Here is a 14,148-nt window from a genome sequence, read left to right as displayed (position 1 = left end):
GTCCAACAGGCATAAACGACAAAGGCCCCGATGAAGGGGCCTTTGTGTTTTTACATCAACGACTTATCAAGCAAACGGATGACGCAGAACGATGGTTTCGTTGCGGTCCGGGCCCGTCGAAATAATGTCGATCGGCGCGCCGATCAACTCTTCAACGCGCTTGATGTAGGCACGAGCGTTAGCTGGCAGCTCTTCCAGGGTTTTGGCACCCACGGTCGATTCGGTCCAGCCCGGCACTTCTTCGTACACAGGCTGCAGGCCTACGTAGCTGTCGGCGTCGGTCGGCGCAACGGCATTGCCTTCGGCGTCTTTGTAGCCGACGCAGATGTTGATGGTTTCCAGACCGTCGAGCACGTCCAGCTTGGTCAGGCAGATACCCGAGATGCTGTTCACATCGATCGCGCGACGCAGGATAACGGCGTCGAACCAGCCGCAACGACGGGCACGGCCGGTGGTCGCACCGAACTCGTGACCTTGCTTGGCCAGGTGCGCACCGACGTCGTCGAACAGCTCAGTCGGGAACGGGCCCGAACCAACGCGAGTGGTGTAAGCCTTGGTGATGCCCAGGATGTAATCCAGGAACATCGGGCCAACGCCCGAACCGGTCGCCACGCCACCCGCGGTGGTGTTGGAGCTGGTCACGTACGGGTAGGTACCGTGGTCGATGTCGAGTAAAGAACCCTGGGCGCCTTCGAACATGATGTCTTTGCCGGCACGACGCAGGTCGTGCAGCTCAGCCGTCACGTCGAGCATCAGCGGCTTCAGCAGCTCAGCGTATTCCTTGCACTCGGCCAGGGTCTTTTCGAACTCGATGGCCGGCTCTTTGTAGTAACCAACCAGCATGAAGTTGTGGTAATCCACCAGTTCACGCAGCTTGTCTTCGAAGCGCGGCATGTTCAGCAGGTCGCCAACACGCAGGCCACGACGCGCAACCTTGTCTTCGTACGCCGGGCCGATGCCGCGACCGGTGGTACCGATCTTCAGCTCGCCACGGGCCTTTTCACGGGCCTGGTCCAGCGCCACGTGGAAGGACAGGATCAGCGGGCAGGACGGGCTGATACGCAGACGCTCGCGCACCGGTACGCCTTTCTCTTCCAGCTTGGTGATCTCGCGCAGCAGGGCGTCTGGTGCAACCACCACGCCGTTGCCGATCAGGCACTGCACGCCTTCGCGCAGCACGCCCGACGGGATCAGGTGCAGGACGGTTTTCTCGCCGTCGATCACCAGTGTGTGGCCAGCGTTGTGGCCACCTTGGTAGCGCACTACGGCTGCAGCATGTTCGGTCAGCAGATCAACGATCTTGCCTTTGCCCTCATCACCCCATTGGGTGCCCAGGACTACGACATTCTTACCCATAACACTTGTCCTCATTCGCGCAAACTTGGTGCCGGCGATGGCCGGCAGGAAAACTCAAGAAGCCAGTGGCGATACTTGCCAAAGCCCGTTCTGCTGAATCAATTGCCGGTCGCAGTCCGCATCACGGGCGGCGGCCAAAGGTTGCCCAGGCAACGCCTGAACGACACGCTGACCCTCACTGCGCAACTGGCAAACCTGCTGCCAGAGTGCCGCATCCGTACTGTCAGGCATCCAGATACCGCCAGACGGTAGCTCGATCTCAGCACGCCCCAGGGTCACCAGGGTTTTCAAATCGGTGGAAAAGCCTGTCGCTGGACGGGCGCGACCGAAGTCGGCACCGATGTCGTCGTAACGACCGCCCTGAGCGATGGACTGGCCAACGCCCGGCACGAACACCGCGAACACCACACCGGTGTGGTAGTGGTAGCCACGCAGCTCGCCCAGATCGAAGTACAAAGGCAGCTCCGGGAAGCGCGCCGACAGACGCTCGGCGATCGCCAGCAAATCTTCCAGTGCCGCCAGAACTGGCGCCGGCGCATTGGCCAGACGCTCGCGGGCAGCGCTCAGCACTTCACGGCCGCCGCACAGATCAACCAGCGCGCGCAGCATGCCGGACAGGTCGGCCGGCAAGCCTTCGGTCAAGGTAATGACCTCGTCGATGGCCTTGCGTTGCAATGCATCAAACAACTGCTGCTCGACTTCACCGGACAGACCGGCGGCACGCGCCAGACCACGATAGATACCGACATGACCAAGGTCCATGTGCACATCCGGCACGTCGGCCAGGTGCAGCATGGCCAACATCAGACTGATCACTTCAACGTCGCTGCTCGGGCTGGCGTCGCCGTACAACTCGGCACCCAACTGGATCGGGCTGCGCGAGGACGACAGTGCTCGCGGCTGGGCATGCAGCACGCTGCCGGCGTAGCACAGACGGCTCGGGCCCTCGCGACGCAGGGTATGCGCATCGATGCGCGCCACTTGCGGCGTGATGTCGGCACGGAAACCCATCTGCCGACCCGATTGCGGGTCGATGACCTTGAAGGTACGCAGATCCAGGTCCTGGCCCGCGCCGGTCAGCAGGGATTCCAGGTACTCGATATGGGGAGTCACGACAAACTCGTAACCCCAGCTCTGGAACAGATCCAACACCTGACGACGCGCGACTTCAATGCGCGCCGCTTCCGGTGGCAGTACTTCTTCGATGCCATCTGGCAGCAGCCAGCGGTCTACCGTTGCCATTACGCCATTCCCCTTTGATCCGGGCGGCCAGCCTGCGGGCGAGCCTTGAGTGAAGCAGAAAATGACTGAACCGTTCAAAACGCACGCGCATGAACGACGCGGCGAAAGGCCTGTTTAGCGGCTTCGCCCATCACTTTCCTCGAAATACTCTCGGGCCATTCAACCCGATGCCTGCAACAAAAAACAGCAATCAAACGTGCAGACGCAAAAAAGCCGGGAATTTCCCGGCTGCCGCATCATACACACGTTTTCCCAAAGGATCACCCCGCCCGAGGTTTTAGCCGCCGGGCGGAATGATTCAGGTCAACGGCGTATCAAGGCTTGGCTTTTTCCAGGTAATGGAAAAAGTCGCTGCTTGGGTCGAGGACCAATACGTCGGATTTGTTCGCGAAGCTTTCACGGTAGGCGCGCAGGCTACGGTAGAAACTGTAGAACTCCTGATCCTGACCGTAGGCCTTCGAGTAGATCGCAGCGGCCTGGGCGTCGCCGTCACCGCGAATCTCTTCGGATTCACGATAGGCTTCAGCCAGCAACACGCGACGCTGACGATCGGCGTCGGCACGAATGCCTTCCGCCAGCTCGTTACCCTTGGCGCGGTGCTCGCGAGCTTCACGCTCACGCTCGGTGCTCATACGTTCGAACACGCTGCGGTTTACTTCTTTCGGCAGATCGATGGTCTTGACCCGGACATCGACCACTTCGATACCCAGCTCTTTTTCCGCCATTTTGTTCAGCGATGCGGTGATGTCAGCCATCAACGCGTCACGCTCACCCGACACCACTTCGTGCAGGGTGCGCTTGCCGAACTGGTCACGCAGACCGGATTCCAGACGACGGGACAGACGCTCGTCGGCGATTTGCTTGAGGCCGGAAGTTGCGGTGTAGAAGCGCTCGGCATCTTTCACGCGCCACTTGGCATAAGCGTCGACCATCACGGCTTTCTTTTCCAGGGTCAGGAAACGCTGTGTCGGTGCATCCAGCGTCATCAGACGCGCGTCGAATTTACGCACCTGGTTAACGTAAGGCACTTTCACATGCAGACCTGGCTGAACATCCGCCTGAACCACACGACCGAATTGCAGCAGTACCGCACGCTCGGTCTGAGCGACGATGTAGAAGCAGTTCCAGCCCACCAGCACGACAACGACGCCAACAATAAGGGCGATCAGCGATTTATTGCTCATCAGCGGGTCTCCCTTGTGCGCGACTGCGGCAGGTCAGTGACATGCGGCGTGGCGTCCGTGTTGTTGCTGGCAGCAGCCGAACCGGTAACCGGTGCATTGCTGCCCGAGCTGTTCTGAATCATTTTGTCCAACGGCAGGTAAAGCAGGTTGCTCTGGCCGTTTTTGTTGCCGGTCACGAGTACCTTGCTGGTGTTGCTGAAGACTTCCTGCATGGTGTCCAGGTACAGACGCTGGCGGGTAACTTCAGGTGCCTTGCGGTACTCGGCAACCAGTTTGGTAAAGCGATCAGCCTCACCCTTGGCGCGCGAAACCGTTTCGTCACGATAACCGTTGGCATCCTCAAGGAGGCGCTGGGCCTGACCACGGGCTTCCGGCACGACGCCGTTGGCGTAGGTTTCAGCCTGGTTGCGCGAACGCTGCTCGTCTTCACGGGCGCGAATCACGTCATCGAAGGCTTCCTGCACTTCACGCGGTGCCGCTGCGCTCTGTACGTTGACCTGAGTGACGGTGATACCGGTGCGATAGGTATCGAGGAAACGTTGCAGACGCTCCTTGATTTCGCTGGCCATCAATTCACGACCTTCGGTCAGCACCTGGTCCATGGCGGTGGAACCCACCACGTGGCGCAGAGCACTGTCGGTCGCATGCTGCAGGCTGATTTCCGGCTGATCGACGTTCAGCACGAAGTCCTGCAGGTTGCTGATCTTGTACTGCACGGTCAGCGGCACTTCGACGATGTTCTCGTCTTCGGTCAGCATCTGGCCCTGCTTGGTGTAGGCACGCTCACGCGTGACGTTTTCCATGTACTTCTTGTCGATCGGCGGGAAGTAGATGTTCAGGCCCGGGCCGACAGTCTCGTAATACTTGCCGAAGCGCAGCACCACGGCCTGCTCCTGCTCGTCCACCACGTAGACCGCGCTGTACAGCCAGACAGCCGCCAGCACGACGAGGCCGATGCCGAGCAGACCGCCGAAGCCGCCACTGCTCTTGCCCGAACCACCGCCGTCATCACCACGTTTCTTACCACCACCGAACAACCCGTTCAGGCTTTCCTGCAGCTTTCGGAAGGCCTCGTCGAGATCCGGTGGGCCCTTGCGGTCGCCGTTATTGCGGCGCTTGCCACCCCAAGGATCCTGATTATTCGAGTTGCCACCCGGCTCATTCCAAGCCATAGCGCTCTCCATCTGATAAAGCAAAGACGCACCCACGGCGCGCCGACCAATGCTACAGAATGCCTGCCGTTGCGGCACAACCGCTTTGTCAGGCTTTTATTGCAAAGTGTGTTGCTCGATGAACTCCATCGGCTGCAATCCTTCGCGGCTTACCAGTCGATTCAACTCGACACGGGGCAAACGAACGGCCAGCAGACTGATGCCTTCTTCGTCATGCTCTTCTTTCTGCACCGCACCGAGTTCGAAAAACTGCGCACGCAGTCGCGCGAATCGTTGCGGCAAGCGCAAGGTACCGATAAACAAATCACTGCCAAGTAATTCAGCGATGGCTTGCTCAAGCAATTCCAGACCACTGCCATCACGCGCCGACAGCCAGACCCGCTGCGGCTTGCCGTTTTCGTCGCGCTGGATTTGTGGCTCTACGCCTTCAAGCAAATCGAGTTTGTTATAGACCTCGAGGATCGGCAAGTCCTGGGCACCAATCTCGCCCAGCACCACCATCACCTGCTCGATCTGCAACATGCGATCCGGTTCAGCCGCATCGATCACGTGCAACAGCAGATCGGAATTGCTCGACTCTTCGAGGGTAGACCGAAATGCTTCGACCAGCTTGTGCGGCAAGTGACGAATGAAGCCCACCGTGTCCGCCAGAACGATCGGCCCCAGGTCGTCAATGTCGAGACGGCGCAAGGTCGGGTCCAGCGTGGCGAACAATTGGTCGGCCGCGTAGACGTCGGATTTCGTCACGTTGTTGAAGAGTGTGGACTTACCGGCGTTGGTATATCCCACCAGGGACACGGTCGGAATATCCGCACGGGAACGGCCGCGTCGCGATTGCTCGCGCTGGCTGCGCACCTTCTCCAGCCGGCCCTTGATCTGGCGCAGGCGGACCCGCAGCAAACGGCGGTCGGTTTCCAGCTGGGTTTCACCCGGACCGCGCATGCCGATACCGCCACCCTGACGCTCAAGGTGAGTCCAGCCGCGAACCAGCCGCGTGCTCATGTGGTCAAGCTGGGCCAGTTCAACCTGGAGCTTGCCTTCATGGGTGCGGGCGCGCTGGGCAAAAATATCGAGAATCAGACCCGTACGGTCGATCACGCGACACTCGAAAACACGTTCGAGGTTACGTTCCTGACTGGGCGTGAGGATGTGATTGAAAATCACCAGATCGGCTTCTTCAGCCTTGACCAGGTCGCGCAGTTCCTCGACCTTGCCGCTGCCGATCAGATATTTGGCGGTTGGCCGATGACGCGGCACGTTAAAAAACGCAACGGTCTCGGCGCCGGCCGAATTAGCCAATTCCTGAAACTCCTGCGGATCTTCGCGCGCCTCAGGGTCCTGTCCATCCAAGTGAACGAGGATCACTCGCTCACCACCACCGTGGCGCTCAAAGAACAAAGGAGACTCCTATCAGGCGTTACCTGGCTCAGCGTCACCTGCTTCGGATTCGGTTGCGCTAGGCAGACGAATTGGACGAACCGGCACTACTGTCGAGATAGCGTGTTTGTAAACCATCTGGCTTACGGTGTTTTTCAGCAGGATCACGAACTGGTCGAACGACTCGATCGTGCCTTGCAGTTTGATACCGTTGACCAGATAGATGGAAACCCCAACTTTCTCTTTACGTAAAGTATTCAAGTAAGGGTCTTGTAGCGAATGCCCTTTTGACATGTGCCGCACTCCTTTAAGGATTCAATAATAAAAATAGGTAATTCAGATGGCTTTGGCCGTCACACCCCCAAGGATAGACGGCAATTGCAAGGACTCAGCTCAATATGGAGATGGTCCCAAGGTATTTCAAGGCGCGTGGCAGATTGTCGCAATCAAGACTGTCCAGCCAGTGTAGATCTTCCCAGCTGCGCAGCCAGGTGAACTGGCGTTTGGCCAACTGGCGCGTGGCGATGATGCCGCGCTCCTGCATTTCGGCTAACGTCAGCTTGCCATCCAGGTAGTCCCAGACTTGGCGGTAGCCTACCGCACGTATAGACGGCAACCCTGAATGCAGGTCACTTCTTTTACGCAGGGCTACGACCTCGTCGATGAACCCCTGTTCCAACATATTTGTGAATCTTTGTTTAATGCGCTCGTGCAGTACCTGACGATTCGCCGGGGCAATGGCCAAGTTCGCGACAGTATAGGGCAATTGTTGCAGCTCCGAAGCGGCTGCTTCAGTACTTTGCGCAGATTGTTGCTGGCGCAGCTCTGTCATGCTCTGACCGCTGACTCGATAAACTTCCAGCGCGCGACTCAGGCGCTGCGGATCGTTCGGGTGAATCCGCGCCGCTGACACCGGGTCAATGATCGCCAATTGGTCGTGCAGGGCTTGCCAGCCAAGGCGTGCAGCCTCTTCTTCGATCTGCGCGCGGACGTCAGGATCGGCGGCCGGCATGTCTGCCAGGCCTTCGACCAAAGCCTTGTAATAGAGCATTGTGCCGCCGACCAGCAGCGGAATTTTTCCGCGCGCGGTGATCTCGGCCATGGCTTGCAGGGCATCGCGACGGAAATCCGCAGCCGAATAAGCCTCAGCCGGATCGAGAATATCGATCAAACGGTGCGGATATTCGGCAAGCAGTTCTTTCGAAGGCTTGGCCGTGCCAATGTCCATTCCGCGATAGACCAGCGCCGAATCGACACTGATCAACTCGCACGGCAGTACCTTGGTCAGCTCGATGGCCAGATCGGTCTTGCCCGCAGCGGTCGGGCCCATCAGGAAAATCGCTGGAGGAAGCTGGCTCATCAACGACCGCGCAAGAACAGTTTGTCCAGATCGTCCAGGCCCAGTTGGGTCCAGGTCGGTCGGCCATGGTTGCATTGACCGCTGCGCTCGGTGTTTTCCATGTCACGCAGCAGGCCGTTCATTTCCGGCAGGGCCAGGCGCCGGTTGGCGCGAATCGCGCCGTGACAGGCCATGGTGCCGAGCAGTTCGTTGAGGTGCGCCTGAATCCGGTCGCTGGTGCCGTACTCCATCAAGTCCGACAGGACATCGCCGACCAGACGGTTGGCTTCGGCCTGTTTCAACAACGCCGGGATTTGGCGGATCGCCAGGGTTTCCGGGCCCAGACGCTGCAACTCGAACCCCAGACGCTGGAACCATGCCGCGTGCTCTTCAGCGCAATCGGCCTCGCGCTGGCTAACGGCCAAGGATTCCGGCACCAATAACGGCTGACCGCTCAGACCCTCGCTGGCCATGGCGATTTTCAGGCGTTCGTACATGATCCGCTCGTGAGCAGCGTGCATGTCCACCAGCACCAGCCCTTGGGCGTTTTCGGAAAGAATGTAGATACCTTTCAACTGCGCCAAGGCATAACCCAGCGGAGGAATATCTTCCCGACCGGCCGGCAGTGCGTTGGCATTGGCCTCAGGCAGCGGCGCGAAAAACTCGCGATACGCCGCTTGAGCCTCGGCAACCGGCGGCACCGCCGATTGCGGGCGCGGCGTGTATTGATACTGATAAGCCCCGCCAGCGCTGGCACCGGACGACGTATTGAACGCCGGTTGCGCCTGCGGTTGCTCCAGCAGCGCATTGGCCGCCAGACGCATTTCACCCTGCGGGCCGAACTCACCGGCATCAAGTCCTGTCGGCCGCACGACGGCTGTGGTCACGGAACCGGCAAGCTGATCTTCCGGACGCACATCGCCCAACGCGCGGTGCAAGGTGCCGTAAAGGAAGTCATGCACCATGCGCCCGTCGCGGAAGCGCACTTCGTGTTTGGTCGGGTGCACATTGACGTCGACCGCCGCCGGATCAACCTCGAAAAACAGTGCGAAGGTCGGGTGGCGACCATTGAACAGCACGTCGCGATAAGCCTGACGTACCGCGTGGGCCACCAATTTGTCGCGCACCGCCCGGCCGTTCACAAAGAAATACTGCAAATCCGCCTGGCTACGGTTGAACGTCGGCAAACCGACCCAACCCCACAAGTGCAAGCCGTTGCGCTCGATCTCGATCGGCAGCGCCTGTTCGAGGAAACCCGAGCCGCAAATCGCCGCCACACGCCGGGCGCGGGCCGCATCATCGTGGGCCTCGTGCAGGCTGAGGATGGTCTTGCCGTTGTGGCGCAGATGAAACGCCACGTCGAAACGCGCCAGCGCCAGACGTTTGATCACTTCTTGCAGGTGATCGAATTCGGTCTTTTCGGTCTTGAGGAATTTGCGCCGCGCCGGGGTGTTGAAGAACAGGTCGCGAACTTCCACCGAAGTACCGACCGGATGCGCTGCCGGTTGCACCCGAGGCGCCATGTCGCGGCCTTCGGTTTCCACCTGCCACGCTTGGTCTGCATCGCGCGTGCGCGAGGTCAGGGTCAGGCGTGCCACGGAGCTGATCGACGCCAGTGCTTCACCACGGAAACCGAGGCTCATCACCTGTTCAAGGTCTTCGAGGTTGCGGATCTTGCTGGTGGCGTGACGGGCCAGTGCCAGCGGCAGGTCATCGGCAGAGATGCCGCTGCCATCGTCGCGCACACGCAGCAGCTTGACGCCACCCTGCTCGACGTCGACATCAATGCGCTTGGCGCCGGAGTCGAGGCTGTTTTCCAGCAATTCCTTGATTACCGAGGCCGGGCGTTCAACCACTTCACCCGCGGCGATCTGGTTCGCCAGCCGTGGGCTGAGCAGTTCGATGCGGGCAGCGGCGTTCAGCACTTCGTTCATTCTTTGGACGCCAGTTCGGTGCCTGGAATGGTCAGGTGCTGACCGACTTTCAACTCATCGCTTTTCAGGTTGTTGGCCGCGCGCAACGTGGCCGGCGACACCTGATAGCGCACACCGATCATTGCCAGCGTTTCGCCCGGGCCAACGCGATGGTCGCGCGGGCCTTGGGCGATCTTGCCGGAATCACGCAACCAGGCGATGTAGGTGCCCGGTGGCGGGTTCTGCTGGAAGAATTGACGCACGCCGCTGCTGATCGAACGCGCCAGCGCTTGCTGGTGGCTCGATGCCGAGAGCTTGTTCGCTTCGTTGGCGTTGGAGATGAAGCCGGTTTCGACCAGGATCGATGGGATGTCCGGCGATTTCAGCACCATGAACCCGGCCTGCTCCACACGCTGTTTGTGCAGTGGCGTGACGCGACCGATGTTGGTCAGGACTTTCTGGCCGACGTTGAGACTGGAGGTCAGCGAGGCGGTCATCGACAGGTCGAGCAGTACGCCGGCGAGCATGCGGTCCTTGTCGTCGAGGCTGACGTTGCCGGCACCACCGATCAAGTCGGAACGGTTTTCGCTGTCGGCCAGCCAACGCGCGGTCTCGGAAGTTGCGCCGCGATCAGACAGGGCAAACACCGAAGCGCCGAAGGCGGCCGCAGAAGGCGCGGCGTCGGCGTGAATCGAGACGAACAGGTCGGCGCCCTTCTTGCGGGCGATCTCGGTACGGCCGCGCAACGGGATGAAGTAGTCGCCGGTACGGGTCAATTCGGCGCGGAAGCCTTTCATGCCGTTGACCTGACGCTGCAACTCGCGGGCGATCTGCAGTACCACGTCTTTTTCACGCTGACCGCGCGAGCCGGACGCACCCGGGTCTTCGCCACCGTGGCCGGCGTCGATCACGACAATAATGTCGCGCTTGCCGGCCGGAGCTGGCGGCAGCTTGATCGCAGGTTCGGTCGGGGTTACCGGCACCGCTGGCACGGTGGCCACCTGCGGCGTTGGCGCAGGCGGCGGTGCGGCGTCGGCCGGGTTGTCGAACAGATCGACCACCAGACGGTTGCCATACTGCGCGTTCGGCGCCAGCGAGAAGCTTTTCGGCGTGACGGCCTTCTTCAGGTCGATGACCACGCGCAGGTCGGTCGGCGTACGCTGGGCCGAACGCATTGCGGTGATTGGCGTGTTCGCGGTCTGCACATTCAGCGGTGCGCCGAGGGTGGCGCCGTTGATGTCAATCACCAGCCGGTCCGGCGAGGTCAGGGTGAAGACGCTGTGCTGCACCGGGCCGCTCAGGTCGAAGACCAGTCGCGTGTTGTCCGGCGCCCGCCACAGGCGCACGCTGTTGACCTTCGAATCGGCCACAGCGTTGACGGTTACTGCCATCAACAACAGTCCAGCGGCAGCCACCAACGCGCGAAAGCGCATACCTAACCCCATCATTTAATTGGATTCCAATGCCAAAGCGGCACACCAGGCCTCGCCACGCGAGCCCTGGGATAAAATTTTCAGCGAACGCCCGCTGTCTTGCGGGCTAATGGTAATGGTCAGGTCAGGCTTTGGCAAAAAGCCTGCACCTTTATCGGGCCATTCGATCAGGCACATCGCGTCGTCTTCGAAGTAGTCGCGGATGCCGAGAAACTCCAGCTCTTCCGGATCGACCAGGCGATACAGGTCGAAGTGGAAGGCGCGGATGTCACCGATTTCGTAAGGTTCGACCAAAGTGAAGGTCGGACTTTTTACCGAACCAACGTGGCCCAAGCCACGAATGATGCCCCGCGACAGGGTGGTTTTGCCCATGCCCAGGTTGCCTTCGAGAAAAATCAGGCCATGACCCTGGGTCACGCGGGCGATCCGTGCGCCAAAGTCGCTCATGGCCTGTTCATCGGCCAGGTACAGGGTTACTTCAGACACGGTGCTTGCTCCTCCAACAACTGACGAATGGCTGGAATCAGATCACTGGCCGCCAGCCCACGGCCGAATTTTCCTTGTTGCCTACCGGCATTGGCGTGCAGCCAGACGGCCAGGCAGGCGGCATCGAAGGCGTCCATGCCTTGCGCCAGCAGCGCACCGATCAAACCGGCCAGCACATCACCCAACCCGGCTGTGGCCATGGCGGGATGACCTTGATGACACAGCGCCAGGCGTCCATCGGTATGCGCGATCAGGCTGCCGGCGCCTTTCAACACCACAACCGCTGTATATTTTTTGCTCAATGCCAACGCTGCCGCCGGACGATCCGCTTGCACTTGTGCGGTGCTGATTCCCAGCAAACGCGCGGCTTCGCCCGGATGCGGGGTGATCACGCAATCCTTGGGCAACTCAACGAAACCGCTGGCCAGCAGGTTCAATGCGTCGGCGTCCCATACTTGTGGCAGTGCTGCGTTGGCGGCCGCCGACAACAGTGCGCGGCCCCAACTGGCCTGCCCCAGTCCCGGGCCGACCACCAGCACAGAAACCTTCTCCAGCAAACCCATCAACTGATTGGCAGAAGACGCGCCGAGCGCCATGGCTTCCGGCACTCGACTCAGCGCTGCGGGGATATGTTCAGGACGAGTCGCCAGCGACACCATCCCCGCGCCACTGCGCAAGGTCGTTTCGGTGCTGAGCAGGATCGCTCCGCCAAACCCGTGATCGCCACCGATCAGCAGCACATGGCCAAAACGGCCCTTGTGCGAAGTCGGTGCGCGCGCCGCCAACCTCGGAAGATTAGCCGTGTTGAGCCCTTGGGCGATGACAGGAATGTCACGATAGATGTCGGCGCTGGCGTGCAAATCGTTGAATACCAATTGGCCGACATGATCCGCCGCGTCGCCGGTGAACAGGCCGATTTTCAGCCCGATAAAGGTCACCGTAAGATCAGCCTGCACAGCGGCGCCCAGAACATGCCCGGAGTCGGCGCTCAGACCTGAAGGGATATCAACGGCTATCACCGGCAAACCGCTGGCGTTGATTGCTTTGATCGCCGACACGTAAGGCTCGCGCACATCCCCACTCAGCCCCGTGCCGAGCAATGCATCGAGAATGACCCCGCGCAATTCGCTTTCAGCCTGCCAGCCCTGCACCGCAACACCTTCAACCAATGCCTCGGCATGGGCCAGCGCGGCATCGCCTTGCAAACGCTGCGGATCGCCGACCGCCAACACCCGCACCCGCCAACCGGCTCGCTGCGCCATGGCCGCGACCAGATAACCGTCACCGGCGTTGTTGCCATGCCCGGCCAGCACCGTCAGTTCAGTCGCCGAAGGCCATTGCCGAACCAGCGCGCGCCACGTCGCATGCGCGGCGCGCTGCATCAATTCGAAGCCCGGCGTACCGGCGGCAATCAGCCGTGCATCGAGTTCGCGCACCTGTGCGGCGCCATACAGCGCGTCGGGTAATTGATCTTTCGTGTGCGGCATGCGTCTTCGGGCTCCGTTGTCTGGCAGAATTATACGCACCTCAGCTCCGGTTTCTCTCGCCTCATGTCCGCCATCACCACAGACCTGCCCGCCCTCGCCCAATCGATCAAGGATTGGGGCCGCGAGCTGGGCTTTCAGCAAGTCGGCATCAGTGGCCTGGATCTGGCCGAGCATGAGCAGCACCTCGCGCGCTGGCTCGAGGCCGGCTACCACGGCGAAATGGACTACATGGGCGCCCATGGCAGCAAACGCTCGCACCCCGAAGAGCTGGTGCCGGGCACGTTGCGCGTGGTTTCGCTGCGCATGGACTACCTGCCCGGCGACACACAAATGGCGCAAATGCTCGCGCAACCGGAAAAAGCCTACGTGTCGCGTTATGCCTTGGGCCGCGATTACCACAAATTGATCCGTAAACGTGTGCAGCAATTGGCTGACAAGATTCAGGCGCAGATCGGACCGTTCGGTTTCCGTGCGTTTGTCGACAGCGCCCCGGTGCTGGAAAAAGCCATCGCCGAACAGGCCGGGCTGGGCTGGATCGGCAAAAACACTCTGGTACTGAATCGCAAGGCTGGCAGTTATTTCTTTCTCAGCGAACTGTTCGTCGACCTGCCGTTGCCGGTGGATGAACCGCACAGCACCGAGCACTGCGGCCGCTGCACCGCATGCCTCGATATCTGCCCGACCAACGCCTTCGTCGGCCCGTATGTGCTGGACGCGCGACGTTGCATTTCCTATCTGACCATCGAATTGAAAAGCGCCATCCCTGAAGACTTGCGTCCGCTGATCGGCAATCGCGTGTTCGGCTGTGATGACTGCCAGATCGTCTGCCCGTGGAACCGTTTCGCCAAGCCTTCCGGGGAAAGCGATTTCAAGCCGCGGCACAATCTCGACAATGCCGAACTGGCCGAGCTGTTTTTGTGGGATGAAGAGAAGTTCTTGAGCAGCACCGAAGGTTCGCCGTTGCGGCGTGCGGGGTATGAGCGCTGGTTGCGGAATCTGGCGGTGGGGCTGGGCAACGCGCCTTCAACGATTCCGGTGCTGGAAGCGTTGAAGGCGCGACGGGATTATCCGTCAGAGTTGGTCAGGGAGCATGTGGAGTGGGCGTTGCGTCAGCACTCGGCTCACACTGATCCATACCCAGGCCACTGATGCTTACCCT

General features: G+C 60.5%; 12 protein-coding genes. 1 reads left to right on the top strand and 11 read right to left on the bottom strand.

What is annotated here, in order from left to right:
* Positions 1 to 66: 66 nt before the first annotated feature.
* The 11 genes from VY732_RS02655 to VY732_RS02605 form a co-directional block, all read right to left on the bottom strand.
* The gene (locus tag VY732_RS02655) at positions 67 to 1,356 is read right to left on the bottom strand and encodes an adenylosuccinate synthase (protein WP_007915835.1); all 1,290 of its coding nucleotides are present in this window, start codon (positions 1,354 to 1,356) and stop codon (positions 67 to 69) included.
* A gap of 54 nt (positions 1,357 to 1,410) precedes the next feature.
* Entirely contained in the window at positions 1,411 to 2,598 is a 1,188-nt protein-coding gene (locus VY732_RS02650) for an ATP phosphoribosyltransferase regulatory subunit (protein ID WP_331693748.1), read from the bottom strand.
* 314 nt (positions 2,599 to 2,912) lie between these two features.
* Positions 2,913 to 3,782, bottom strand: a complete 870-nt coding sequence (gene hflC, locus VY732_RS02645) for a protease modulator HflC (RefSeq protein ID WP_077570635.1) — start codon at positions 3,780 to 3,782, stop codon at positions 2,913 to 2,915.
* Positions 3,782 to 4,954, bottom strand: a complete 1,173-nt coding sequence (gene hflK, locus VY732_RS02640; RefSeq protein ID WP_077570634.1) for an FtsH protease activity modulator HflK — start codon at positions 4,952 to 4,954, stop codon at positions 3,782 to 3,784. Before hflK ends, hflC begins: the two co-directional genes overlap by 1 nt.
* 96 nt (positions 4,955 to 5,050) lie before the next feature.
* Positions 5,051 to 6,352 carry a ribosome rescue GTPase HflX gene (gene hflX, locus VY732_RS02635; RefSeq protein WP_077570632.1) on the bottom strand — a complete coding sequence of 434 codons (1,302 nt, stop codon included), beginning with the start codon at positions 6,350 to 6,352 and terminating at the stop codon, positions 5,051 to 5,053.
* A gap of 12 nt (positions 6,353 to 6,364) precedes the next feature.
* Positions 6,365 to 6,625, bottom strand: a complete 261-nt coding sequence (gene hfq / locus VY732_RS02630; RefSeq protein WP_007902656.1) for an RNA chaperone Hfq — start codon at positions 6,623 to 6,625, stop codon at positions 6,365 to 6,367.
* Positions 6,626 to 6,719: 94 nt separating this feature from the next.
* A complete protein-coding gene (gene miaA / locus VY732_RS02625; RefSeq protein ID WP_331693731.1) occupies positions 6,720 to 7,691 on the bottom strand; it encodes a tRNA (adenosine(37)-N6)-dimethylallyltransferase MiaA in 972 nt (323 codons plus the stop codon).
* Positions 7,691 to 9,592: a DNA mismatch repair endonuclease MutL gene (mutL, locus tag VY732_RS02620; protein WP_176091691.1), complete on the bottom strand. Its 1,902-nt coding sequence runs from the start codon at positions 9,590 to 9,592 to the stop codon at positions 7,691 to 7,693. The genes miaA and mutL overlap by 1 nt, the downstream gene beginning before the upstream one ends.
* Positions 9,593 to 9,600: 8 nt before the next feature.
* On the bottom strand, positions 9,601 to 10,974 hold the full coding sequence (locus VY732_RS02615) for an N-acetylmuramoyl-L-alanine amidase (RefSeq protein ID WP_401044867.1): 1,374 nt from the start codon (positions 10,972 to 10,974) through the stop codon (positions 9,601 to 9,603).
* Positions 10,975 to 11,031: 57 nt separating this feature from the next.
* Positions 11,032 to 11,502 carry a tRNA (adenosine(37)-N6)-threonylcarbamoyltransferase complex ATPase subunit type 1 TsaE gene (gene tsaE, locus VY732_RS02610; RefSeq protein ID WP_116031930.1) on the bottom strand — a complete coding sequence of 157 codons (471 nt, stop codon included), beginning with the start codon at positions 11,500 to 11,502 and terminating at the stop codon, positions 11,032 to 11,034.
* A complete protein-coding gene (locus VY732_RS02605) occupies positions 11,490 to 12,989 on the bottom strand; it encodes an NAD(P)H-hydrate dehydratase (RefSeq protein ID WP_331693728.1) in 1,500 nt (499 codons plus the stop codon). Before VY732_RS02605 ends, tsaE begins: the two co-directional genes overlap by 13 nt.
* A gap of 63 nt (positions 12,990 to 13,052) precedes the next feature.
* Between VY732_RS02605 and queG the strand changes: the two genes are divergently transcribed.
* Entirely contained in the window at positions 13,053 to 14,138 is a 1,086-nt protein-coding gene (queG, locus tag VY732_RS02600) for a tRNA epoxyqueuosine(34) reductase QueG (RefSeq protein WP_331693727.1), read from the top strand.
* Positions 14,139 to 14,148 lie beyond the last annotated feature (10 nt).

The sequence above is a fragment of the Pseudomonas sp. ZY71 genome (genome assembly GCF_036542145.1).
Classification (GTDB): domain Bacteria; phylum Pseudomonadota; class Gammaproteobacteria; order Pseudomonadales; family Pseudomonadaceae; genus Aquipseudomonas; species Aquipseudomonas koreensis_A.
Note: the sequence above shows the minus strand (reverse complement) of the source record. Positions and strands in the feature narration are given on the sequence as shown.

Coding starts and splice junctions, on each gene's coding strand:
- hflC (WP_077570635.1), bottom strand. CDS start 3,782: ATGAGCAATAAATCGCTGATCGCCCTTATTGTTGGCGTCGTTGTCGTG.
- VY732_RS02615 (WP_401044867.1), bottom strand. CDS start 10,974: ATGGCAGTAACCGTCAACGCTGTGGCCGATTCGAAGGTCAACAGCGTG.
- hfq (WP_007902656.1), bottom strand. CDS start 6,625: ATGTCAAAAGGGCATTCGCTACAAGACCCTTACTTGAATACTTTACGT.
- queG (WP_331693727.1), top strand. CDS start 13,053: ATGTCCGCCATCACCACAGACCTGCCCGCCCTCGCCCAATCGATCAAG.
- VY732_RS02605 (WP_331693728.1), bottom strand. CDS start 12,989: ATGCCGCACACGAAAGATCAATTACCCGACGCGCTGTATGGCGCCGCA.
- miaA (WP_331693731.1), bottom strand. CDS start 7,691: ATGAGCCAGCTTCCTCCAGCGATTTTCCTGATGGGCCCGACCGCTGCG.
- VY732_RS02650 (WP_331693748.1), bottom strand. CDS start 2,598: ATGGCAACGGTAGACCGCTGGCTGCTGCCAGATGGCATCGAAGAAGTA.
- hflK (WP_077570634.1), bottom strand. CDS start 4,954: ATGGCTTGGAATGAGCCGGGTGGCAACTCGAATAATCAGGATCCTTGG.
- VY732_RS02655 (WP_007915835.1), bottom strand. CDS start 1,356: ATGGGTAAGAATGTCGTAGTCCTGGGCACCCAATGGGGTGATGAGGGC.